24 protein-coding genes and 1 pseudogene are annotated in these 21,795 nt (G+C 58.1%); 17 read left to right on the forward strand and 8 right to left on the reverse strand.

Annotated features, from left to right (window positions below; all coding sequences use genetic code 11):
* Nucleotides 1–375 precede the first annotated feature (375 nt).
* Entirely contained in the window at nt 376–519 is a 144-nt protein-coding gene (locus GNZ13_RS03200; protein WP_172160328.1) for a hypothetical protein, read from the reverse strand.
* A gap of 209 nt (nt 520–728) precedes the next feature.
* Here GNZ13_RS03200 and GNZ13_RS03205 point away from each other — a divergent pair, with 209 nt between their 5' ends.
* From GNZ13_RS03205 to GNZ13_RS54130, 3 genes and pseudogenes are all read left to right on the forward strand, one after another.
* Nucleotides 729–872 (forward strand): hypothetical protein, encoded by a 144-nt coding sequence (locus tag GNZ13_RS03205; protein ID WP_172160330.1) that lies wholly within the window; start codon nt 729–731, stop codon nt 870–872.
* 43 nt (nt 873–915) lie between these two features.
* On the forward strand, nt 916–1,323 hold the full coding sequence (locus GNZ13_RS03210; RefSeq protein WP_172160425.1) for a type II toxin-antitoxin system HicB family antitoxin: 408 nt from the start codon (nt 916–918) through the stop codon (nt 1,321–1,323).
* 488 nt (nt 1,324–1,811) lie between these two features.
* A pseudogene (locus GNZ13_RS54130) lies at nt 1,812–1,910 on the forward strand (slipin family protein); the annotation flags it as partial.
* Between the two features lie 40 nt (nt 1,911–1,950).
* Here the strand turns inward: GNZ13_RS54130 and GNZ13_RS03215 are convergent.
* The 3 genes from GNZ13_RS03215 to GNZ13_RS03225 form a co-directional block, all read right to left on the reverse strand.
* The gene (locus GNZ13_RS03215) at nt 1,951–2,157 is read right to left on the reverse strand and encodes a hypothetical protein (RefSeq protein ID WP_172160427.1); all 207 of its coding nucleotides are present in this window, start codon (nt 2,155–2,157) and stop codon (nt 1,951–1,953) included.
* A 330-nt stretch (nt 2,158–2,487) separates the two neighbouring features.
* Complete coding sequence (locus GNZ13_RS03220; RefSeq protein ID WP_172160429.1) at nt 2,488–2,646, reverse strand: hypothetical protein; 159 nt, start codon at nt 2,644–2,646, stop codon at nt 2,488–2,490.
* Between the two features lie 360 nt (nt 2,647–3,006).
* Nucleotides 3,007–3,183: a CsbD family protein gene (locus GNZ13_RS03225; RefSeq protein WP_172160431.1), complete on the reverse strand. Its 177-nt coding sequence runs from the start codon at nt 3,181–3,183 to the stop codon at nt 3,007–3,009.
* A gap of 300 nt (nt 3,184–3,483) precedes the next feature.
* Between GNZ13_RS03225 and GNZ13_RS03230 the strand changes: the two genes are divergently transcribed.
* The 3 genes from GNZ13_RS03230 to GNZ13_RS03245 all read left to right on the forward strand — a co-directional run bounded on the left by GNZ13_RS03230 (nt 3,484) and on the right by GNZ13_RS03245 (nt 6,030).
* Nucleotides 3,484–3,966 (forward strand): Spy/CpxP family protein refolding chaperone, encoded by a 483-nt coding sequence (locus GNZ13_RS03230; RefSeq protein ID WP_236001775.1) that lies wholly within the window; start codon nt 3,484–3,486, stop codon nt 3,964–3,966.
* A 71-nt stretch (nt 3,967–4,037) separates the two neighbouring features.
* The gene (locus GNZ13_RS51975; protein ID WP_236001776.1) at nt 4,038–4,238 is read left to right on the forward strand and encodes a hypothetical protein; all 201 of its coding nucleotides are present in this window, start codon (nt 4,038–4,040) and stop codon (nt 4,236–4,238) included.
* A gap of 1,072 nt (nt 4,239–5,310) precedes the next feature.
* On the forward strand, nt 5,311–6,030 hold the full coding sequence (locus GNZ13_RS03245; RefSeq protein WP_172160433.1) for a Crp/Fnr family transcriptional regulator: 720 nt from the start codon (nt 5,311–5,313) through the stop codon (nt 6,028–6,030).
* Between the two features lie 334 nt (nt 6,031–6,364).
* Here the strand turns inward: GNZ13_RS03245 and GNZ13_RS03250 are convergent, their stop codons facing one another.
* Together GNZ13_RS03250 and GNZ13_RS03255 are read right to left on the reverse strand one after the other, a co-directional pair.
* Nucleotides 6,365–6,511 carry a DUF3096 domain-containing protein gene (locus GNZ13_RS03250; protein ID WP_115102851.1) on the reverse strand — a complete coding sequence of 49 codons (147 nt, stop codon included), beginning with the start codon at nt 6,509–6,511 and terminating at the stop codon, nt 6,365–6,367.
* Nucleotides 6,512–6,572: 61 nt separating this feature from the next.
* Nucleotides 6,573–7,160, reverse strand: a complete 588-nt coding sequence (locus GNZ13_RS03255) for a BPSL1445 family SYLF domain-containing lipoprotein (protein ID WP_172160435.1) — start codon at nt 7,158–7,160, stop codon at nt 6,573–6,575.
* Between the two features lie 510 nt (nt 7,161–7,670).
* Between GNZ13_RS03255 and GNZ13_RS03260 the strand changes: the two genes are divergently transcribed.
* From GNZ13_RS03260 to GNZ13_RS03305, 10 genes are all read left to right on the forward strand, one after another.
* Nucleotides 7,671–8,729, forward strand: a complete 1,059-nt coding sequence (locus tag GNZ13_RS03260) for a LacI family DNA-binding transcriptional regulator (RefSeq protein ID WP_172160437.1) — start codon at nt 7,671–7,673, stop codon at nt 8,727–8,729.
* Between the two features lie 525 nt (nt 8,730–9,254).
* Nucleotides 9,255–10,181 (forward strand): VOC family protein, encoded by a 927-nt coding sequence (locus GNZ13_RS03265; RefSeq protein ID WP_172160439.1) that lies wholly within the window; start codon nt 9,255–9,257, stop codon nt 10,179–10,181.
* A 49-nt stretch (nt 10,182–10,230) separates the two neighbouring features.
* Nucleotides 10,231–12,078 (forward strand): NAD(P)-dependent oxidoreductase, encoded by a 1,848-nt coding sequence (locus GNZ13_RS03270; RefSeq protein WP_172160441.1) that lies wholly within the window; start codon nt 10,231–10,233, stop codon nt 12,076–12,078.
* 14 nt (nt 12,079–12,092) lie between these two features.
* Nucleotides 12,093–13,391, forward strand: a complete 1,299-nt coding sequence (gene eno, locus GNZ13_RS03275; RefSeq protein WP_172160443.1) for a phosphopyruvate hydratase — start codon at nt 12,093–12,095, stop codon at nt 13,389–13,391.
* 51 nt (nt 13,392–13,442) lie between these two features.
* Nucleotides 13,443–14,366: a fumarylacetoacetate hydrolase family protein gene (locus GNZ13_RS03280; protein WP_172160445.1), complete on the forward strand. Its 924-nt coding sequence runs from the start codon at nt 13,443–13,445 to the stop codon at nt 14,364–14,366.
* 6 nt (nt 14,367–14,372) lie between these two features.
* Entirely contained in the window at nt 14,373–14,693 is a 321-nt protein-coding gene (locus GNZ13_RS03285) for an NIPSNAP family protein (protein ID WP_236001777.1), read from the forward strand.
* Nucleotides 14,694–14,704: 11 nt separating this feature from the next.
* Nucleotides 14,705–15,082 carry a nuclear transport factor 2 family protein gene (locus GNZ13_RS03290; protein WP_172160447.1) on the forward strand — a complete coding sequence of 126 codons (378 nt, stop codon included), beginning with the start codon at nt 14,705–14,707 and terminating at the stop codon, nt 15,080–15,082.
* 154 nt (nt 15,083–15,236) lie between these two features.
* Nucleotides 15,237–16,763 carry a CoA-acylating methylmalonate-semialdehyde dehydrogenase gene (locus GNZ13_RS03295; protein ID WP_172160449.1) on the forward strand — a complete coding sequence of 509 codons (1,527 nt, stop codon included), beginning with the start codon at nt 15,237–15,239 and terminating at the stop codon, nt 16,761–16,763.
* A gap of 50 nt (nt 16,764–16,813) precedes the next feature.
* Entirely contained in the window at nt 16,814–17,158 is a 345-nt protein-coding gene (locus GNZ13_RS03300) for a YciI family protein (protein WP_236001778.1), read from the forward strand.
* Between the two features lie 44 nt (nt 17,159–17,202).
* Nucleotides 17,203–17,388: an ankyrin repeat domain-containing protein gene (locus GNZ13_RS03305; RefSeq protein ID WP_172160453.1), complete on the forward strand. Its 186-nt coding sequence runs from the start codon at nt 17,203–17,205 to the stop codon at nt 17,386–17,388.
* A gap of 27 nt (nt 17,389–17,415) precedes the next feature.
* Here GNZ13_RS03305 and GNZ13_RS03310 read toward each other — a convergent pair whose 3' ends face one another.
* Together GNZ13_RS03310 and GNZ13_RS03315 are read right to left on the reverse strand one after the other, a co-directional pair.
* Nucleotides 17,416–18,243 carry an alpha/beta fold hydrolase gene (locus GNZ13_RS03310; protein WP_172160455.1) on the reverse strand — a complete coding sequence of 276 codons (828 nt, stop codon included), beginning with the start codon at nt 18,241–18,243 and terminating at the stop codon, nt 17,416–17,418.
* A 310-nt stretch (nt 18,244–18,553) separates the two neighbouring features.
* Entirely contained in the window at nt 18,554–20,167 is a 1,614-nt protein-coding gene (locus GNZ13_RS03315; RefSeq protein WP_172160457.1) for an alkaline phosphatase family protein, read from the reverse strand.
* Between the two features lie 782 nt (nt 20,168–20,949).
* Between GNZ13_RS03315 and GNZ13_RS03320 the strand changes: the two genes are divergently transcribed.
* Nucleotides 20,950–21,771: an alpha/beta fold hydrolase gene (locus GNZ13_RS03320; RefSeq protein ID WP_172160459.1), complete on the forward strand. Its 822-nt coding sequence runs from the start codon at nt 20,950–20,952 to the stop codon at nt 21,769–21,771.
* Nucleotides 21,772–21,795 lie beyond the last annotated feature (24 nt).

Below are 21,795 nucleotides of genomic sequence, written 5' to 3' on the forward strand. Positions count from 1 at the left end.
ACCACGCGTGTCGTGTGCATGCAAGCCTCCGGGGTGTGGCTTGATTCACGGGTGCGGGTGGACGCGCGAGGAACCGTCAGGACGAAAAAGCAGGCATACAGCTTCTGCGGGCATGGTCCGCGATGACGGCCGCTGGCGCGGCCGAAAGATTCCGCTGGAACGATGCGGGTAACGGGAATGCGTCAGTACGCTCCCATGCGCAAACCGTTAACTGCTGTTTAACGGCGCACTAAGACGTCGGATGAACTTCGATCAGACCGATTCGGCAAAGAATGAGGGACAGGAGCACCTGCGCAGCTCTGTAGACGCAGTTTCTCGCTGAACACCCGGAAAGGGTGGAGCAGAGAGGACACGGATTCGTGCCCCGGGTGCCTGCTATTTCTTCTTTGCCGGTACGTTGGCCGCGGCGGTCTTCGGCGCAATCGCCGAGGACACGCCCACCGCAGGAGAGATCACCTTTTTGGGTTGTTTCGGCTTTTTGGCCTCGCGATTACCGCGCATCGTGCTCTTTGCCAACATGTTTCTCCTGATTTGCCCGTCGCGAAAGCGACAGCCATGTCGCGCAGTTTGGGCGCATCTGGTCAATCTGTCGCGATTTTTATTTTAGATGTCCATTGCGCGCCTTCCGGACGAAGCCAGCCAAACGGGTCGCAACCGGCTCGCGAACCCGTCAGCGACGAATATGGCGTATGCTGTCGTCGCAACGTCTCCGATCCCATGCAAGATGGTTGCGGTTCACGACGTACGCAGCTTACTTCCCAGATTTTCTGCATTCCAGAATATTTCCTTCTCCCGCGGGCGATGCCATCGACCTCGCGATGCAATACGGCAAGGACATCGTCGACGGCAAGGTTCAGGCCAGCGGACTCTGACACACCGAATGCCAGTCAGTCCACAGCTCGAGTGGAGCAGGTCATGCAATATCCGCTTTATGTGCACCGCGACAGCGGTACCGGCTTTCGCGCCAGCTTTCCCGATTTTCCCCGCGCCGAAGCAAGTGGGGATTCGTTTGGTGAACTGAAGCGCAACGCACAGGAGGTCGTCGAATTGATGTACGACCGCAGCGAGCAACTCATACCGGCTCCCACCTGCAGTACGTCGGAGTTGCATGCGCTCGACATGGACGACGGGCAAGGGATCTGGATGTTCATCGAGATCAATCTGGCGCGGGTTACCTCGAAAGCCGTGAGCGTTCAATTCAGTCTGCTCGAGAGTCTGCTGCAGCGAGTCGATGCAGCAGCAAAAGAACGTCACATGACGCGCTCCACGTTCATGACGCAGGCTGTCGTACATGAACTTGATGAGCGGTACGAAGGGCCCTAATTGGGCTCTAACTTAAGGTCTGCTGGCGCAGGTCTGCAAAGAACGGGTACGGTGCCATACCGCGATCCAGGCGGGGCAACATGGATTTCGACGTGAAGCCGCACGCCTGGAGCCATCCGCGGTTCGTGTGAAAAATTCGGCCCGTTCCACACTCTGTACGGTAGCGTGCAGACGTGCAGAATAGGTCGGCACATAATTGACGTGGACCGTCAAACAGCCTCCAAGGACCACGATGCTGCACCACCAATTCGAAGAAGACCTGACGCACCTCGAACAGATCATTCCACTTCTTATCCCGGGAAGTCCCCTTGGACTATCGTACTGGCGGCGTCGCGTTACGTCGCTATCGACGCATCAGCGTCTGGTACCCGATGGAACGACCCGCGTGTCCCGACTGCTCAGGTTGTTCGATGAACTCGAACGCACATCGACATGACGTCGCCCCGCCGCATCGTATTTTCCAGCATGATCGATGTCGCATTCGCCTCCGAGTGATTCTGGGTTCTGCAGAAGCTGAGATCGCCGAAAAATTCGTCGAAGCGGCACAGGTGTACGAGAACCATCCGGGTGCGCTTCAACTGCGCGCGAAATGAATTGCTCCGCCCGCATCGCATCGACGAGACCCTATCACTCCTTCCCCCCACCGTTGATCCCGCTTCCACTTCGCCATACCTGCTTTCCTCGTTCGGAGAGCTCGCCGCAACTATGCTCCGCGTCGGCCTCCGTCCCTTCTATCGCCATTTCGCCGCCAGCCTGTTCCTGTGCTTTCTGCTTCTGCTTGTGCCGCGCTGCCACGGCTTCATCGTGCGACCTGCCTGCGTAATTCAGGGTCATCTCGTCAACTCCTCAAAAAAACAGTCTTGCAACCTGCCAATCTCCCGAGCGCGTGTCATTTCTCAAGCGACAATCCCAAATGCTTGCGTAGCCTGTCCAATACATGATGTTCACCTAGCCAACGGATCTCCTGCCTCCGCAGGAGGCTGCGCCTGTACTGCCGTAGCGACACGCCGAACATCAGCGCCAACCCGACCGCGATGCCCCACATTGCGTACGTCATATCATCCTTTTCAATCTGTTCCCGATTTACACCAGGCGACGGATTACGCGGTAGAAGAAATAGCACTCGCGTGTCCCAGCGCTTTCAAAAGTCGGAAGTTGTGTCATTCAGTGCTTATGACGCATCCAGTCCCGAATCGGATGCGTGTCTAGCCATCGGGAAACCGGCTCGTCCTTGTGTTCCCGGCCGTACCGTACCGCGGCAAATATCGCGACGCACAGCACCACGGCGATCCCCACTACAAAACTGATCATTGACTGACTCATGGCAGCCTCCTTTGAGGTCAGAACCATTCTTATATTTTAGGTGACCAGATAAATAGCAGGAGCGATCTTCATCCATCGATCCTGGTTTCGTATGAGCCTTTTCGCGCAGTTTCATACAGCGAGACAGGCGCGACGCTACTTGTGGATGGAGCGGTTGGTCAATGCACTGACCGATAGTTAAAGCTTCCTTAGCACAACAGGCCTACACTGGAAACCGGACAAATCCGGGAGCAGTACCATGGTCGAAGCCACCCCGCAAAGCACCTTTCACGGTATTCCGTTGACTCCGGAACAGGACGCAGAAGTCAGACATTGTGTGTGCTTCTTGACGGATATGACGAGGTACGGCGCATTGGTGGCTTAGAAGCGTTTCCTGAGACGCGCCTTGGCATCGCCATACGATGCCTGCGTCTTGCCGATGAGCTGCTCGACGCGCCCCCTCCACGTGACCGTCCGGTTTCCGATGGTTTTGCCGAGGCCGGTACGCAGCTTGCCGGTGATCTCTTTTATCCAACCCTGCATCTGGTCCTTGTTCATCACCTGGCTCCTTGAGCGCTGCTTCGATCGGAATAGCATGACGTCAATCGGCGAAGCAGTCGGTACGGTAGCGGACAGCAAACCGAAGAGGCAGACATAAAGCAGCGCGGGGCCGGTGATCAACAGTTTGAGCGCCGCGCCCATCGCCCCAAGGATTCAGTAGTTCGATTCCAGCGCGCAAGTGTCCGGCACCGGACAGACGCCGGTCGGGACTCGGCGCACAAATGATCTGTTCGATCGAACTCGCCTGCAATGACGGTATCCATTTGGGAGTCCATCGAATTCCTTTGGAGACCGATCATGAGACTCGTTGCACCCCCATCCAAACCACGAACTGCACCGGCGCTCGCGATAGCGGTTTTTCTCGCGATAGCTGCGTTCGCCAATCATGCGAGCGCTGCCTCCCCCACCCAGACTCAACCACGTGCAGGCGTGATGACCGTTGCGACCCACGACCGGATCGATACGCGCATCAGTGGACTTCACGCCAGGCTTCAGATCACCGCAGCGCAGGAAGATCTTTGGCAAAAGGTCGCGCAGGTCATGCGCGACAATGCGGGCACGATGGACTCGCTCAGACAGGCGCGAACCAGTAGCGCCAACAGCATGAGCGCTGTCGACGATCTCAAGTCCTATGGCCAGATCGCCGACGCCCATGCGGACGGCATCAGAAAGCTCACTCCCGCGTTTCAGGCGCTGTACGACAGCATGTCCGATGTCCAGAAGAAGAATGCCGATCTGATTTTCCAGACTGACCACCATCACTCCGCAAAGAAGGGGTGATCTCGAGACACCCGCAACGGGAAGCGGACTGAAACCGCAGTAAGGTCCCGGATCGCAGACAGGAGAACATTATGAAAATCCAAGGAGTGCGAGCCGCGTGCGTGGGCTCGATGAGGACCAGAATCATGACGGCCGTTGGCCTGGCATTGGCCATTGGCGGCATGACTATGGCGCCGGCCTTTGGCGAAGGCAACGGCGACGGCAACCACGAGGGCCAACAGCAGCATGGCACGAATGACGGCTATCAGCATAACCAGGGCCATCCACAGTAACATGGCATGAATAACGGTTCCAAGCAGAACCAGGGGCATCAGTCGGATCACGGCAATCGACAGGCGTATCAACATCCCAACAATGACCACCGTCGCGGCGACTACTACGGCAACTACTATGGCAACCAGGACTATGTGTACGCGCCACCACCCGTGGTCTATGCCCCTGAGGCGGCGCCAGGCATAACTCTGTTTATACCGCTCCAGTTCCGATAGAACGCGAGTCTGCCCGAGAGCTTTGTTTGCTGAAGCAACGCGGGTTCAACGTCTGACGCCAGCCAGATAGCGCTTCGAACATCGGCTGACGGCAGTCGTTGTGGACGGCGCCGGATCGCAAGAGATCACATAGGAAACCGTTGCGAAGTTAAGTAACGATGGGATTTCGATCATCCGAAGGCGCAGCGTGGCGACAACCGCCGCAGGCAGCGCCAATTCGCTCCGCACGTAACAACGTGCACTATCCCATGCGCTGGTTCAGCCACAGCCGGCCTGCGGCCGTCATATTGATGACGCCGCCGGTGCGCGACTCGTATGCAAGCCCGAGAGTCAATAGTTCGTCGATCATGGGGCGGCATCTCCGATTCGGAGTCCGGAATTCGATCGAGCGATTTGAGGGCCTGGATAGCCTCGGCCGAGAGTTGGGTGTACATGGTGGCCTCCTGAAGCTGAGATCATCATGGACCGGATGAAATTCCCCCGTCCGTACGGTGGCGACTACTTTGTCGCCCCTTCGTCAAATCGCGTAATCGGGTGGAGCAAATGCTCGCGGGGGGCGGCGACACGCTTCCTTTCAACTGAAAGTATTTTCAGCGCCGACGTATCGACCCGTGCGACCCATGGCTGCCGGCGGTTAGAGCGCGCCGAGACGCCCCACTGTATGCGCGCGAACTATAATTCACGGAAGGTTCAGTTACACTCGGCTTTCAGAAGATGCCGCTGCGCGTTGCAACGCAGAGGCGTTCTCTGCCGATTCGTATGACGCGTTCACGCAACTGCCGTCGAAACCTGATACTGCCAGGAACAATTCGGCAAAGACGGTGCAGTTTCTGGACAGGATACCGGGGAGCGACACATGGAGAACGAACTTCATGCCAACAAAAATCATCTGCTCGCGGTTTTACCCGAAGCAGAGTGGGCACGCGTAGCCCCGCATCTGGTGCGGGTCGACATGCCGCTGGGGCAGGTCGTGTACGAGTCCGGCGACCGCCTTCACCACGTTTATTTTCCGACGACCTCAATCGTGTCGCTGCTGTACGTGATGGAAGACGGCTCGTCCGCCGAAATTGCGATCGTGGGTAACGAAGGACTCATCGGCATTGCGCTTTTCATGGGCGGGGAAACCACGCCAAGCCGGGCGATTGTGCAAAGCGCAGGCGAGGCATATCGATTGGACGCCAGCATTTTGAAAGAGGAATTCCATCGAGCCGGCCCGGTGCAGCGACTGTTGCTGCGCTACACCCAGGCACTGATCACGCAGATGGCCCAGACCGCCGTTTGCAACCGGCATCATTCGATCGACCAGCAATTGTGCCGCTGGCTGCTGCTCAGCATGGACCGCTTGCCGTCAAACGAGCTGACGATGACGCAGGAACTGATCGCCAACATGCTTGGCGTGCGGAGGTCCGGCGTGACGGAGGCGGCGCTGAAACTGCAGGACGCGGGGCTGATTCGCTACAGTCATGGCCACATCGCGGTGCTGGATAGACCGGGGCTCGAAAATCGCGTGTGCGAATGCTACAGCGTGGTGAAACGGGAGTTCGATCGGCTGTTGCCTGATCTGAGGGCGCTGTAAAACGCGCGCCATTCGCGCGCGAGCGCGAACTGCTACGACGATACCCCTGCAGTACTCCTGGGAGATGTGGCTCGCGAACACCGGGCGGCAATCAGGATATCTCGATGTACACGACCGTACCGACTGCACAGCAAATCAAGAGCACTCTTACTCTACCGGGCAGGTCCGTCCCGAGTAGTGCGTACGTGCACTTGCATCATATTGAACGTTGCGGAGATACCTCGAGAAAAGCGTGAAGATTCCGGGCACCTAGCGAGAAAGCAGCGACGGGCTCGTCGAAATACGGAGTCGAAAGGAGAAGTTCCATGTTGGGAACAATATGGGAGGTTTCGATTCAGTGGAGATGTCCCCCGAACAGCCCGAGCAACCCGATAACGATCAGATAGATCGCAACGATGTAATTCAACAGGCGAGGCACCACGAGAATCAGAATGCCGGCGATCAGCGATACCAGCGGACCAGCGTTGGTGAGAATGTGCATACCTCCTCCGTAAAGTTGAAAACAACAAATAGACACTAGCTTGCCTCGTCTGCGTCGCTCGTTACAGTGACTTAAGCTTGGTGACCTTCGTGCCTTCGAGCGTCACGCCGGCCATCAACCCGTTGTTCGTGAGCACAAACGCTTCGACCGGCGCCGTCGCGGTGGTCGTATCAATGTTGCCGTTCGCGCCGACTTTCAGCACCGCCACTGACGCATCGCCGCCGGCTGACCAGCCTTCGCTGTTACGAAATCGGGCGAGAGAGTCCTCGGTCATGAACAGGAAAATGATGGCTTTCGATTGCGCGCCGATCTGAAGCCCGATCGAACCGGTTGTAGTGCTGTAGTACCCGACCGTGCTGCCACCGACTCGCAGCGAGCCTTCACCATACTGGGCGCCGACCCCGAAGCCGGCGGCGATGACCGACGGGAACACTAATACGCCACGCGCCTTGCCGACCAGTTCACGTGAGCCGTTGGCGATCGTGTAAAGGCGTGCAAGGGTCGAGTCGACACCCGCGTCGATGGTGTGACGCTTGTCGGCCTGGTGGCCACTGGCGTCGGATGTTCCGGTCGTCGTGCAGCCCGAGAGCGCGAGACCAACAGCCAGGATCGATCCCGGTGTAGTCCATATGAATGTTCGTCGTAGCATGATTTTCCCCAAGTTGTTGCTGGATGTCTCTGACGCTACGCGCAGGCGCACGCGAATGCGGTACGAAACCGTACAAAACGTGCAAGGGGCTTCAATCTGTAGTCTGATTTCGATTCGCAACGCGCGCAGGTGCGCCGTACTACCACTATCACCCAGCGCGAGCGCGGATAGGGAGGCGGTCGAACTGATTTCATTGAGAGCGATTAGCAGGCACTTGATCTGCCGAGCTGAATGTCAGCAACGGTTCGACAGTACGCATTCGTCGAAGTCAGTAGCGGACGTTCGCCATTGCCGTTGGCGAGTAGCATTCGATCCGTGCCCATCGTTTGACTGATTGCGTCGGTCCATCGGGTGTGCGGGTTGGCTGCACTTGATGATGGCGAAATTGCACAGTGTAAAATGCTGCATCGGCACGATTGCGGATGAATGAGCCCCGCGCCATGACCGGCGCGTTCACGTGCCAGGAAGGCGCGCTGAATTTAAGGTGCTTCTAGTGGAGAGACTATCAAAATGGGGCCCAACGACACACAGGGAGCAAGACCGCCCCTGCGAGGGGATGCGGGAATCACGATACGCGACGTAGCGAAGGCGCTGAATATCTCGCATACAACGGTCTCACGCGCGTTGGCCGATAGCCCGAAGATTAGCGATGAGACCAAGTCGCGCGTTCGAGCGGTGGTTGCACAGATGGGCTACCTCCCTTCCGCGTCAGCGAGAATGATGCGTGGTCGGCGCAGTTCGCTGGTTGGTCTCATCATTCCTGATATTCAGAATGATTTTTATGCGACCGTTGCAAAAATCGTAGCTGACTCCCTCGCATCGCATTCGATGCAGCTTCTGCTTTCCGTCACTGATGACAACCCTGACCGCGAATTGCGCGAATTGAGGGCGATTCTCGAAACGCGTCCTGCTGGAATAGTCATTGTTCCGACGGCGCTTCCCCGTCCGGAAACCTGTGCGTTGTTGCAGAACGTAGAAACGGTGCAACTCGTGCGTGTACATGCCGATCTTGCAGGGAGCGCCGTCGTTATCGATGATCGCGCGGGCATCAAGGCAGCAACCCGGCACCTCCTGGATAGTGGCCATACACGACTCGCATTCGTGGGTGGGGACGAAACACTCAGTACGGGACGAGAGAGGCTTGGCGGATTCCAGGACGCGCTGGCCGAACGCGGCCTGAAGGCTGCGAATATATCGCTTGGGTCGCCGCGTCCGGAGTTCGCGCGGTACGCTGTTACCTCAATGATGTCAGCAAGGAACCGCCCGACGGGAATCATCCTTGGCAGCGCTGAGTTGACTCTTGGCGCTCTGCAGGCGCTAAGGGCACTCAAACTCGACTGGCCACGAGATGTATCCGTCGTGGGGTATCACGACCCTGCGTGGTTCGAATTGGCCGAGGGAGGCATTACAACAGTGAGGTTGCCGGTAGAAGACATCGCTACTACTGCGACTACTGTCCTGCTGTCTCGTCTCGACGAGCGTCAAACCAGTGGCGCATCGGAGGTCTCACCCGGCACGGTCCAGTTTGAACCATCGTTGGTGCTTCGGGGATCGACGAGGCGGTTGTGAGTCCGTTCTTCTCCCCGCGCGTCTCGGGGATGGTGCGCCACATTAGAAGCAAAACAGCGTAGTCGGGCAGATTGATAGGCAACGGCGAACACCGCCACGCCGATACCGAACGTACCGAACGTACCGAACAACTGGCGCCGGCCAAAATTATCACTAAGACGGCCGGCCATCGCCAGACATTCCGCGAACACCAAACCATAGATCGCCACAGTCATTTCAGGCGAGGTCTGCGTCACCTTCAGCGTCTGTGGGGCTACTACCGCGCCTCATAGGCATTGCGGTTTGATTCGGGTAAACCATAATGCACACGTGTGCCTATATTTATCCTATACTTCGAACCAACATCAAACGCAGGACGGTTATTGCTGATGGAGACGACCTGTCAGGCACGACAGGTGGTCGTTCAATGGTTCAAAGAGCATGAATTGGCGCTGCATGACCAGGAGCGCGTGTTTTTGCCAGCCCCCGCCAAGGGGTAGACCTTGTGTTGAAGGAGTGCAGTTAAACCAAGTAGTCGGAGACACCATGATTAGATCGATCAGCTATGCAACATACCGGCACCGAGACCTCGCGGCCGTTCGGACGTTCTTTGAGGACTTCGGACTGGTAGTCGCGCATGAAACGCCGGACCGTATCTTCTTTCGGGGATGCAATGATGCACCGTATCTCTACATTGCAGAACGCGGAGAGGAACCCTCTTTTGTCGGGGTGGCGTTCGAGGTGGATTCAGAGGAGAGCCTGCAGGTGTTATCTGCGCGTTTGGGCGCTCCGATCGAAGACCTCGACTATCCGGGCGGTGGAAAGCGGGTGGTGACGATGGATCCGGATGGTCGGAGGATCGAGCTTGTTCATGGTGTTGCTCGCGTCGCGCCGATAGCAGTGAGTCGTCCCGCGGCCGCCTGGAATTCTGCGGGCGAACGCCGTCGGCTGGGGAGATTCCCGATTTTTGACGTGGGCCCAGCGGAGGTAATTGCGCTTAAACACGTTGTAATGAGCTCTCCGAATCCGGTAGCGATTATTGAATGGTTCACGGAGAAGCTAGGTGCATTTCCTTCGGACTTGATCGGCGAAAAGAAAGAAAAAGCAATTGGCGCGTTCATGCGGTTTCCGCGGGGCGCGGAATATGTCGACCACCACAACATCGCTGTATTCATGGGGCCGACGAACGGGGCACATCATGTCTGCTTCGAGACGATCGATCTCGATGCCATCGGCATGGGTCGTCGATACCTGGCGTCAAAGGGGTACAAGGCGTCGTGGGGCCTCGTGCGTCACGCGCTCGGCGGAGCGATTTCGGACTATTGGTACGACCCGTCTGGTTTTCGTGTCGAGCACGTGACCGATGGAGACTTCCTCAACGATACGTACCCGACGAGATTGAATCCGCATAACCAGGAATCCCTTGAGCAATGGGGAACCATGGTGATGCCGGAAGACTTCCTGCGCTCCTGACGATCGCGGGGCCGACAGCCGGCCCTCCTGTAACCAGTTGTGGACGACGATGAAAGTACTTATCACAGACTATGCGTGGCCCGACCTGAAGGTCGAAACCGACGTGATCGAAACGGCGGGCTTCGAACTCGTTGCAGGTCCCGCCGTCGCCGGGAGCGAAGAGGAAATTGAGCGCCTGGTTGCGGAGCACGATCCGGACGCCATTCTGACCTGTTGGGCTCCCGTGTCGGCGCGCGCCATTACGTCCTCGACCCGGCTTAAGATTGTGGCCCGGTTGGGGGTGGGACTGGACAACATCGACGTTGGCGCGGCGACCGCTGTAGGCGCGTGGGTCACGAATGTGCCGGATTACTGCGTCGAAGAAGTTTCGGATCATGCCCTCGCGCTTCTGCTGAACCATTTCAGGGCAATTGCCGGATATGACCGCGACGTTAAAAAGGGCCGATGGGCGCCGGGGTCCCGGCCGTTAAAGCGTATTGCCGAACTGACGGTCGGCATTATCGGATACGGGCGAATCGGCCGTGCTACCGGTCGCAAGCTGGCTGCCTTCGGATGCACGGTGCTTGCGACGAACGGAGATTATCCCGTGACGGCGGAAGCGGGCGTACAGGCGGCTACCGTTGAGGATATCCAGAACAGCGCGGATGCCATCATCCTGCACGTGCCACTCACCGACGAAACGCACCATCTGATCGACGAACGTTTCATCTCGGCCTGCAAACACAAGCCACTGCTCATCAATGTCAGTCGTGGCGGACTGGTCAGCAACGAAGCCGTATTAGACGCACTCGCAGACGGTCGGCTATCCGGTGCGGCACTGGATGTTGTTGAAGGCGAACCGAGCCCACCCGCAAATCTCATCGGACATGCGGATGTCACCGCGACGCCGCATGTGGCGTTCCTATCGGACACCTCAGTAATTGAACTACGGACCAGGGCTTGCGAAGAGGTAGTGCGGGTTCTCTCTGGCAAAGAGCCGGTCAACGCATGCAACCGTCTGCAAAGCGGTCAGTCGCTGCCTGGCGGTGTGGCGAGTGATATTCAGGTGATCCAGACGATCCAGGGTTCGATCGTGATAAAGAAGGCGCTGGACAAGCTGAAGGTAGCCGCTGACTGGCGGTCGGACCCGGCGCGGTCGTTGACAGAAGTCGCAGCGCTGAACGCCGCAACCGAATTACTGGGACCGGGGGTGGTACCTCGTGTCCTGTGGAGCGATAGCGTTCGCAACCAGTTCGCGATGGAGCTCGTCTCACCCACCCAGAAAAACTGGAAGCAGGAACTCCTTGCGGGCACGATCAATCTCGCGACGGCCCGAAGAGTGGGTGAACTGCTTGGAATGCTGCACAAGCGCTCCTCCAGGTGCCCGGCGCTTGCCGAACGGTTCGCTGACCAGACGTTCTTCCGCGAATTGCGGGTGACGCCGTACTTCGAAAGAGTCGCGCAGCGCAACCCGGAATACCGCGACGCAGTTTCGACGGTCATCGAAGGCGTGACAACGCGGCGACAGGCGCTGGTTCACGGTGATTACAGCCCGAAGAATCTACTGGTCGACGACGCAACCGTCACGGTGGTCGATTGGGAGGTCGCGCATTGGGGCGACCCTCGTTTTGACGTGGCGTTTGTCCTTGCTCATCTGATTCTCAAGGCGCACCGCCGGGAGGCGAAGGCGAATGAGCTGTTGTTTGCTGAGCGTTCGTTCGTCGAAGGCTATCTCGTCGAGGGGCCCGCAGTCTTCGACTCCCATCTTCTGCCGCTGCTCGGGTGCCTGCTGCTGGCTCGTCTCGATAGCGATTCTCCTGTCGATTACGTTGCTGAGCTCGACACCCGCGGTATCCGGCGCATTGCACAGACATTGCTGAGCGGTGACATGACGTTCGCGAATCGGTGGTTTGACTAACCAATGGAAATGACATGACACATCCTTCTTTCAATCTAGCCCGCTCGGCCGATATCCTGCAAGTGCGCGGCCGCCAGATTCTCGACTCCCGTGGACGCCCGACCGTCGAGGTTGACGTCTCACTGCGAGATGGTTCTTCCGGACGTGCCTGCGCCCCATCAGGCGCATCCACGGGACGACACGAGGTTCTCGAACTGCGCGACGGTGACGACGGACTCCATGAGGGTCGAGGTGTCTCCAAAGCTGTGAATAACATTAACGGCGAAATTGCCGAGCTTCTCAAGGGCCGGCCCGCAACTTCCCAGGCCGGGCTCGATGAAGCTTTGCGTACCCACGACGGCACGGCGAACCTCTCCCGACTGGGCGCGAACGCGGTCATTGCTACATCGCTCGCAATCTGTCGGGCAGCCGCGATTCACGAGCGGCTTCCGCTGCACCGCTACATTGCGCAGCTTCTGGGGACGACGCGGACGTCCATGCCGATGCCGATGACCAATATCCTCAGCGGTGGCGCGCACGCCCGGCGAAGCATGGATTTTCAGGACTTCCTCGCCATCCCCGTTGGTGCGAAGACCTATGGCGACGCCCTGAACATGCTCGCAAGCGTGCGCTCGGCCGCGAGCGATCTGTTGGCGGAAGACGGCATCACGACCCTGCTGGCGGACGAGGGCGGTCTCAGTCCCGGATATGCGTCCGCCGACGAGGCCTTTCGGCTGATGATGCGCGCATTTGAGCGGGCAAAGCTGCGGCCGGGTCACGATATCGCAATCGCAATCGATGTCGCTGCGAGCGAGTTCTATCGTGACGGTAAATATCACCTGGCCGGCGAGCAGCGTACGCTCGACGGTGAAGAGATGGCGGAATACCTCGGGGACTTCATCCGTCGATATCCGTTGATTTCGATTGAGGACGCTTTTGATCAGGACGACTGGTCTTCGTGGTCCTCATTCACAAAGCGCTTCCCGAAAGTGCAAATCGTCGGCGATGACCTGTTTGTGACCAATCCCGACCGCATCGCGCGCGGAATAGAAGTAGGCGCGGCCAACGCGGTGCTTATCAAGGTGAATCAGAACGGCACCCTCACCGGCGCGTTCGAAGCGATGAAGCGTGCACGAGCGGGGGGCTACGCGACCGTCATATCCGCCCGTTCAGGGGAAACTGAAGACTCCTTTATTGCGGACCTGGCTGTCGGATCAGACGCGGGCCAGATCAAGATCGGCTCCGTGCGCAATTCGGAACGTCTCGCGAAATATAACCAGCTCACACGGATTGCAGAACTGGAAGCCGCGGAACTGACCTTTTCTTTTTCGTAAGGTGACGTCGGCTAGCTCACCGTCTCTTGATACTTCGGAAAACGCATACCCATGACTACTTCATACACACTCGCCACGTTCCGTCACCAAGGCAAGCCCACCCCTGTGATCGAAGTCGGTCGCCGCTATTGGCCGATTTCGACGGTGGCACCGGATCTGCTCCCCGCGGATTCCGCTCGCGGCCTGATGCAGCTATTTGACGACTGGGAGCAGTCCCACAAACGTCTCGCCAGCCTTTCTGGGCGTCTCAAGTCTGAAGGCGCACCTGGCGAAATCCAGGCTCCGCAATCGGCCGATGACATCCTCGCGCCGTTGCTTTACCCGAACAAGCTGGTCATGTTGGGTGCCAACTATCTCGACCACATGCAACAGGATGCAGGTTATGTGGATTTCGACAAGTCGTCGAAGATTCCGGTTCTGTTCATGAAGCCGCCTACTACGGCGATTGTGGGTAGCGGCGCTTCAGTGCCTTACCCCGTCCAGACGCAAAAATTCGATTGGGAAATCGAACTGGCCGTCGTCATCGGCAAGCGGGCGACGAGACTCACGGTCGAGAACGCGATGTCCTGCATCGCCGGCTACACAGTGGGTATCGACCTGTCAGCGCGCGACTGGCAGTTTCACGAAAAGCATCTGGTGAAATTCGATCTGTTCGGCGGCAAGGCATTTGACTCGAGCAATCCGCTCGGACCGTGCATCGTTCCCGCAGATCAAATCAATGCCAACGATCTGCAATTGACCCTCAAGGTCAACGGCGAAGTGAAGCAGCATGCGCGAACCAGTCTGATGATCTGGAACATCGCCGAGCAACTCGCTGCGATCACGGAACACGTGACGCTGGAACCTGGCGATATCGTCATGACTGGAACGCCCAGCGGCGTCGGCCTTAAGACCGGAACGTTCCTTAAACCGGGTGACAAGCTGGACGCGGAAATCGAAGGGATCGGTCATCTGGCCGTCCAGGTACAAGCATAGGAGGGGATGGCGATGATTGTCGAGCAACGAACCTACACGGTCAAACCCGGCAGCGTGCTGGCATATCTTGACTTCTACGCGCGAGAGGTCATGGAGATTCAAACGAAGCATCTTCCCCAGATGGTGGGGTATTTTTCGACCGAGATTGGACCGCTTAACCAGATCATTCATATGTGGGGCTACGCCGACTTCAACGAGCGGGCTCGATGCCGTGCTGCGCTGTATGCGGATCCGGCCTGGCAAGCGGTCTTAAAGAAGCTTCTCGAGATGATTGAGGTGATGGAAACCAGGATTCTCGTGCCAACCGCTTTTTCGCCAATCAAATGAAAGGAGGAGACGTGGATACGACACAACCGGTTGACCTGAAAAGCCTCGAAGACGAGCGGTGCCGCGCAATGACGAGCGCCGACCTTGCGGCACTCGATCGACTGTTCAGCGACGACCTCATCTGGACGCACTCGTCCGCTAAGGTCGACAGCAAAAAGCGGTTGCTGGCCAAGATCGAAAGCGGCGAATCGCAGTATCTCTCCATGCGCTGCGAGGACGAGAAGTACGTCGTCTCGGCCGATGCTGCTGTCGCGTCGGGGGTTGTCAGCATGGAGGTTCGTCTCGGCGGGGTCGAGCGTTCACTTCGCAGCCGATATACCAATGTCTGGTTTCGAGAGGGGGACGTCTGGCGCGTCGTCGCGTGGCAATCGACTGCCGTGCCGGCATAAGCGGGAAAGATTGTCTGACGGGCGCCCGAAGGGGCTTTTCTCTTCCGCTTTCAGCTCGGACGCTGACCTCAGGTAATCCCCTTACGGATAGTTTGAATTTGTCTTGTTCGGCGCAGCGGCACCGACAACATCAACCAGGAATCGGCACCGACCCATGAATGCATCTCCCCAAACAGTATCTGGCACACCGCCCAAGGTGATGCTTTTGATTGACGGTAAGCCAGTTGAGTCCAGTACCCAGGAGTGGCGAGAGGTTATCAACCCCGCTACCCAGGAGGTGCTTGCTGCGGTCCCGTTCGCGACCGCAGACGAGATTGACCGTGCAATCTGTTCGGCGCACGCGGCTTTCGAAAAGTGGAAACGTACCTCCGTGGGCGTACGCATGCGTATCATGCTGCGCTATCAGGCACTTGTGCGCGAACATTTGCCCCGCATTGCCAAGACGTTGAGCGCGGAGCAGGGCAAAACCCTGGCCGACGCGGAGGGCGATATCTTCCGTGGGCTGGAGGTCGTCGAGCACGCATGCTCGATCGGCAGCCTCGCGCAAGGGGAGTTTCTCGAGAATGTCGCCGGCGGTGTAGACACCTACACGCTGCGCCAGCCAATCGGCGTCTGTGCAGGCATCACCCCGTTCAACTTTCCCGCGATGATCCCGCTGTGGATGTTCCCCATGGCGATCGTCTGCGGCAATACCTTCGTATTGAAACCTTCCGAGCAGGACCCGCTATCGACCATGCAACTGGTCGAGCTTGCGATTGAAGCGGGCGTGCCACCGGGCGTTCTGAACGTGGTCCACGGCGGCAAGGAAGTCGTTGATGCCCTGTGCACGCACGAACTCGTGAAGGCAGTTTCCTTCGTGGGATCAACTGCGGTCGGCACCCACGTGTACCGACTCGCGAGCGAACATGGCAAACGCGTTCAGTCGATGATGGGCGCGAAGAACCATGCGGTGGTGCTGCCCGACGCGAACCGCGAGCACACCTTGAACGCTTTGGCCGGTGCCGGTTTCGGAGCTGCGGGCCAGCGCTGCATGGCGACTTCGGTCATCGTGTTTGTGGGCGAATCGCATCAGTGGCTGCCCGATTTGGTCGCCAAGGCGAAGCTGTTGAAGGTCAACGCCGGGAGCGAACCCGGAACGGACGTCGGTCCGGTGATTTCACGCGCTGCGAAGGCGCGCATTCTTGCGCTGCTGGAAACCGGTGTGACCGAAGGCGCGACGCTAACCCTCGACGGCCGCGATATCAGCGTGCGCGGGTACGAGGATGGGAACTTCGTCGGGCCGACAATTTTCTCGGACGTAACGACGGAAATGCAGATTTACCGAACCGAAATTTTCGGCCCGGTGTTGCTCGTCATGTCTGTTCCGACGCTTGACGACGCAATCGCTCTCGTGAATAGCAATCCATATGGAAACGGCGTGGGACTGTTCACTAGCAGTGGCGCTGCTGCCCGGAAGTTTCAAAGCGAAATCGATGTTGGCCAGGTTGGTATCAACATTCCGATTCCGGTACCGGTCCCGTACTTCAGTTTCACGGGCTCACGTGGCTCCAAGCTGGGCGATCTTGGTCCTTATGGCAAGCAGGTTGTCCAATTCTATACGCAGACTAAAACAGTCACCGCACGCTGGTTCGACGACGCGACGGTGAATGATGGCGTCAATACGACGATCAGCCTTCGCTAGAAGCGCAATTCCCTGTGCATTGCGTCGTTCCAATTCGTGGGAGCTGAAACATGTCATATGCCGTGATCTGTCTGGACCGTCCCGATACTCGCGAGTTGCGGGACAGAACCCGGCTTGCGCATATGGAGTACATCAACGCGCATCGCAAGCTCATGCAGCTCGGCGCGGCGCTTCTGGAAGACGCTGGCGAGGGTCGCATAGGCATGATGATCGCGGTCGATTTGCCGAACCGCGAGGCGGTGGAAGAGTTCATGCGTAACGAGCCTTATAACGCCGCCGGAATCTTTGAGAGCGTGATGATCCGCAAATGCGCCCGGGTCTTTCCGGAAACGGATCCTGCGCACTTCGACAATCTGCTGATCGAGGAGCGGCGCAAGGCGGTCCTTCAAAAATAGGGAACGTTGGCGGCGTCAGCCGTGACCGTCTTGCACGCGCCTACATGGGCGGCCGGCTTGACCTGCTGCCCGAGCTCGTCGCGCGCGGCGCGAATCCCGATCATGCCGACGCGCTTGGCCGGACTGCGCTGCAGACTGCGATTCTGCAAGGAAATGAATCGGCTGTTGTCGCATTGGAAAAGGTGGGCGCGGCGCACAACGAGGATCAGTCGCTGCGCAGCCAGCCTTGATAGAGGAGTGTGCCGTATACGAGGATCCTACGAACGTAGCGTGCTAATTTCGCTCACGAAATCCCGTAAGAGATACGCGATCTTCTCGGGTTGTTCAATGTGAGGAAAATGCCCCGATTCCTTTACCAATTCAATGCGCGCCGCTGGCGCGACAGACGACACGAACCGGAGCCACGACGACTCGCTGGTTTCATCGATGGGACGGCGCTTGCCGAGAGCGTCAAAGTACATGCTTTGGATAATCAGCATCGGCTTGGTGAAACGGCCGAGGCGCGTAGCCATAAGGCCCGCATCCCAGCCAGCCATGCTGGCGAACAATGCCGTGCCTCCAACCGGATCGATGTTCTTTGCCCGTGCCAAAATGGCTTTGGACAGCGGGCTTTCACTCAAGAACATTTCGTTGAATCGATTTTCTACAAACTGATTGAAGCCAGATTTTTCGACGAGAGAATAGATATGCTGACAAGCGGCGTCAGCGCTACGCTCGCCAATCATGCTGGCCTCGATCAGCACCAGTCCATTAACTCGCTCTGGAGCCCGGGCGGCGACTTCGAGCGCGACGCGACACCCGAGACTGTGACCTGCAAGAATGACAGGGGCGGCTTCGAATCTCTGCAGGTGTCTCACTACTTCTGCAGCGAAGTATTCGATGGACCAATTTGACGTAGAAGCGTCGCGAGGCGCTTGCGGCGCAGGCGCAGTTCCGTGGCCGGGAAAGTCATACGTAGAGAATTCCGTGTGAGCCGGCAGAAAGCTGGCTACAAATCTCCAGTCTTCCTTTGCGCATGCAAATCCATGCAGGAACAGTAACCGAGCCTCTTTCCGGCGAGTAACGGCATTGGATGTTTCTGTCATTCTCAAGTCCCTGCAGCATCGGGATCAAGACCGCGGACTCGATTGCGTGAATTGCGGCCAACCGGAATATGATATCCAATAAGGCACACGTGTGCAATAAAGATGTCCCCAAGCTTGACCGTCGCGTCATTGGCGCAAGCGGTCGTTCGTAGCGGGAGGCGCTATGCAGCGGCACCGACCTGTTGCTGCCGGAGCCGCCGAAGCGACCACAGCGTCAGAACGAGCACCCCCGTCCTGACGCCAGCCCTCTCAGGAACGCATCACGCCAGCGGCCCGAAGCTAAAGGTGAGCGCAGGGGCTTTCGCTGCCGTCACTCCGAATGGGCACCACGATCGTCGTCCCCAACGGTCTCGAGGCCCGGAAGGACCTTGGTGTCTTCACGCTGAACGGCCACTAGCTTGTGTGGGTCGAGCCCGAGCGCCTTCAGAACGGTCGGCGCCACTTGCATATTGGTCACCGGCGTATCGACAACCTTTTTTTCCAACTTCGGATTGGAGACCACCAACAGAGTGTTCGTATCGTCAGTGGTAAGGCCGCCATGCTCGGCCAGCTTTGCCGTGCTCTTGCTGTAAATCGTCCCCGGTATCGGCTGGATGATGAGATCAGGGACACGACCCTTCGCGGGATTGCCCCAGATCGTGCTCAAGGCTGCGTCGTGATAGAGCGTCTGGATGTGGGTGGAATTTCCGTTCATCTGATCAGCGTCGAGGATCGATACCGCCTTGGCTGTATCGTCGTGGCTGTTGAGCCATATGAGCGACACATCGTCGGCCGTTTCCTGGGCGACCGGTACGCCGCCATTTTTCAGCAGATCCATAGGGTCGCTCACGTCGGGTTTGGCATAGGCGTTCGTCGAGCCCGCGAGCATGTGAAGTTTCGTTACGTCGATCGGCGATTGGCCGTGCTTGGCTCCGACGATGAACAGCGTCGATTGCAGTTGCTTGCTCGATTCAAGCGCCTCGTACATCTGGCCCAGAGAGGCATCGACGAAGTCTAGCGATTGCTGCAACGGTAGTGTCGGAGCCGAGACTGCGTCGAGATAGCCACCGCGGGTCGAGGAGGTGCCTTCCATGGCCACCGTGACCTTCTGTGCGACGCTGACAGCTTGAAAGTTCATGCCGAAGATCGCGGGTACACCGACCTTGTTCGTCCCCGACTGATCCAGCCCATGAATCCAGTTCAGGACGACCTTGACCTTGAAGCCGTCGTAGGTCCGGGTATACGTCGGGTCGGTGGTCCAATCGGCGGTCGCAGGCGCGTTCGGATAGCCATTCGCTTGTAAGGAGGTCGAGTTGATCTCGGGGGCGTAGAGTTCGTCCAGTCCCAACCCCGACGGCCCGTTGAGGATCTCGTAGGCCGGGTGCTTATCCGACCATGCGGTGCGCAGACCGGCCTCATGGATGATCTCGAAGATCGTGTTCGTATGGTGCTTCATGTATAGATGCGGCCAGACCTGCTCGCAGCCGTTGGCGGTCTTGCGCAACGCGAGGTTCGCGGGATTGATGTGAGGATTGCGTGGATCGAACGTTGCGCCGGCTGGTGCCGATCCGCCGTCCAACTTGGTGAGATCCCAATCGAGTGCTTCGAAGTTGCTTACTTCCGTGCCGGGCGTGCCGGTGCAATTACTGCCCGGGGGATACAGGGTAGCGTCATAGGTATCGTCATAGAATACGCCGTGGCTAAGGGGGCTGCCGCCGGTTGCAAAGGCCAGAAGCCCAGGAAACGAGTCCGAGGGACGGGAGGTCGAAGCATGGGTGTACTCGACGCCATGTTTGGCCAGCTTCGCGAAGGTGGATTTTGGATGTGTAGCGATGTATTGGACTAGATCGGCCTCATGCATCCCGTCCACACTGATCAGCAAGACGCGCATGCGCTGCCGCTGGTGTTCCCCATCACGGCCATGATCCTGCGCTGTCGCGGCCATGCTCGCGAACGCCAGCACGCTCGCGCTGAATATTGCACCGGCTCCACTCCACTTCCTGATCTTGTCCATTCTTCACCTCGTAAGTTGAATTGGGAACGACCATGCCCCGGGCCGGAATCTAAGTATGGAATGCGAAGCTCTCGTGAAAGGTTGCTTTCGTTCGTCTGTCGATGGAGCCGGCAGGCGCAAGGGGCGTGCCTTTGCGACAGTGTAAGAATTTGTAATGGGCGGATTGCTTTTTAAGGCGTGGCGAAAGACGAGCAGTACTTCGCGTCCAGATAGACTGGCCTTTACTCATATCTTTGCGGGATATTAAGCGTGAATTGTCGGGGTTATAGCGCCAATTGTCTGGTTATAAAGTCACGCTCCTTCGTAAGAAGGCGTTCCTTTAAGGTCTATCTGCCCGCGACCACCAGCGCCCCACGTCCGCCGCACGAGGCACGTGGAACACGAAGCTACGTTTAAGAACGTTTAAGGCCACCGTCAGGACTTTTAGTCCTTCATCCCCCTAATCTGCTAATCAGTCGTGATGCCGCGTCGGTCCGGGACCGGCGCGCCACGTCGTGGACGCGAAACAACTCGCCAATATCGTCGTAAACGATAAGGAAACCAAAATGAGCTATAAAACCGATAAAGAAATTTCTTCCGCGTCGCGGCGCAATATGTTAATGGTCGGAGCCGGTGCGGTTGCAGCGTCGGTTGTCCCAGCTGTTTCCATCGCCGCCGGCACCGCATCGGGCAGCAAAACCGGCAATCATCTTGCACATACAGGAGCACGATCCATGAACTTCGTTACGACCACGGACGGCGCACAGATTTTCTACAAGGATTGGGGCTCGGGCCACCCCGTCGTGTTCTCCCATGGCTGGCCACTCGACGCCGATGCATGGGACCCGCAGATGCTGTTTCTGGTGCAGAAGGGCTATCGCGTGATCGCTCACGATCGCCGGGGGCACGGCCGCTCGAGTCAAACCGCGCACGGCAACGACATGGACACCTACGCGGACGATCTCGCTGCCGTCATCGAGGCGCTCGATCTGAAGGGCGCCACTCTCGTCGGCCACTCCACGGGTGGTGGAGAGATTTCGCACTACGTTGGCCGACATGGCACAAAACGTGTCGCCAAAATGGTCCTGATCGGTGCAGTGCCGCCGATTATGCTGAAGACCGAGGCCAATCCGACAGGGCTGCCCATGTCGGTCTTCGACGGTATCCGTACCAATACCGCAAACAATCGGTCGCAGTTTTTCAAAGACCTTGCGGTGGCTTTCTACGGCTATAACCGGCCCAATGCAAAAGTCCAACAAGGCGTGATCGACGAATTCTGGCGCGAAGGCATGATGGGCTCGGTGCTCGGTCAATACGAGTGCATCAAGCAGTTTTCCGAGGTGGACTACACGCCGGATCTCAAGAAGATCGATGTTCCGACGCTGATCCTGCATGGCGATGACGATCAGATCGTGCCGTTGGATGATTCCGGGCGTAAGTCGGCGGAAATCATCAAGAACGCCACGCTCAAGGTCTATCCGGGCGCACCTCACGGCATGTGCACGACGGAAGCGGATCGCGTCAATGCCGATCTTCTTGCATTCCTCCAGTCGTAAGCTTGAAGCCGGGCAAAGCCGGTT

The sequence above is a fragment of the Paraburkholderia elongata genome, from assembly GCF_013177735.1.
In the GTDB taxonomy this organism is placed as follows: Bacteria; Pseudomonadota; Gammaproteobacteria; order Burkholderiales; family Burkholderiaceae; genus Paraburkholderia; species Paraburkholderia elongata.

Bases quoted from the DNA above. Each gene is read 5' to 3' on its own strand.
- GNZ13_RS03200 (WP_172160328.1), bottom strand. From the start codon at position 519: ATGTTGGCAAAGAGCACGATGCGCGGTAATCGCGAGGCCAAAAAGCCG.
- GNZ13_RS03210 (WP_172160425.1), top strand. From the start codon at position 916: ATGCAATATCCGCTTTATGTGCACCGCGACAGCGGTACCGGCTTTCGC.
- GNZ13_RS03215 (WP_172160427.1), bottom strand. From the start codon at position 2,157: ATGACCCTGAATTACGCAGGCAGGTCGCACGATGAAGCCGTGGCAGCG.
- GNZ13_RS03220 (WP_172160429.1), bottom strand. From the start codon at position 2,646: ATGAGTCAGTCAATGATCAGTTTTGTAGTGGGGATCGCCGTGGTGCTG.
- GNZ13_RS03225 (WP_172160431.1), bottom strand. From the start codon at position 3,183: ATGAACAAGGACCAGATGCAGGGTTGGATAAAAGAGATCACCGGCAAG.
- GNZ13_RS03230 (WP_236001775.1), top strand. From the start codon at position 3,484: ATGAGACTCGTTGCACCCCCATCCAAACCACGAACTGCACCGGCGCTC.
- GNZ13_RS51975 (WP_236001776.1), top strand. From the start codon at position 4,038: ATGAAAATCCAAGGAGTGCGAGCCGCGTGCGTGGGCTCGATGAGGACC.
- GNZ13_RS03245 (WP_172160433.1), top strand. From the start codon at position 5,311: ATGGAGAACGAACTTCATGCCAACAAAAATCATCTGCTCGCGGTTTTA.
- GNZ13_RS03250 (WP_115102851.1), bottom strand. From the start codon at position 6,511: ATGCACATTCTCACCAACGCTGGTCCGCTGGTATCGCTGATCGCCGGC.
- GNZ13_RS03255 (WP_172160435.1), bottom strand. From the start codon at position 7,160: ATGCTACGACGAACATTCATATGGACTACACCGGGATCGATCCTGGCT.
- GNZ13_RS03260 (WP_172160437.1), top strand. From the start codon at position 7,671: ATGGGGCCCAACGACACACAGGGAGCAAGACCGCCCCTGCGAGGGGAT.
- GNZ13_RS03265 (WP_172160439.1), top strand. From the start codon at position 9,255: ATGATTAGATCGATCAGCTATGCAACATACCGGCACCGAGACCTCGCG.
- GNZ13_RS03270 (WP_172160441.1), top strand. From the start codon at position 10,231: ATGAAAGTACTTATCACAGACTATGCGTGGCCCGACCTGAAGGTCGAA.
- eno (WP_172160443.1), top strand. From the start codon at position 12,093: ATGACACATCCTTCTTTCAATCTAGCCCGCTCGGCCGATATCCTGCAA.
- GNZ13_RS03280 (WP_172160445.1), top strand. From the start codon at position 13,443: ATGACTACTTCATACACACTCGCCACGTTCCGTCACCAAGGCAAGCCC.
- GNZ13_RS03285 (WP_236001777.1), top strand. From the start codon at position 14,373: ATGGCGATGATTGTCGAGCAACGAACCTACACGGTCAAACCCGGCAGC.
- GNZ13_RS03295 (WP_172160449.1), top strand. From the start codon at position 15,237: ATGAATGCATCTCCCCAAACAGTATCTGGCACACCGCCCAAGGTGATG.
- GNZ13_RS03300 (WP_236001778.1), top strand. From the start codon at position 16,814: ATGTCATATGCCGTGATCTGTCTGGACCGTCCCGATACTCGCGAGTTG.
- GNZ13_RS03305 (WP_172160453.1), top strand. From the start codon at position 17,203: ATGGGCGGCCGGCTTGACCTGCTGCCCGAGCTCGTCGCGCGCGGCGCG.
- GNZ13_RS03310 (WP_172160455.1), bottom strand. From the start codon at position 18,243: ATGACAGAAACATCCAATGCCGTTACTCGCCGGAAAGAGGCTCGGTTA.
- GNZ13_RS03315 (WP_172160457.1), bottom strand. From the start codon at position 20,167: ATGGCCGCGACAGCGCAGGATCATGGCCGTGATGGGGAACACCAGCGG.
- GNZ13_RS03320 (WP_172160459.1), top strand. From the start codon at position 20,950: ATGAACTTCGTTACGACCACGGACGGCGCACAGATTTTCTACAAGGAT.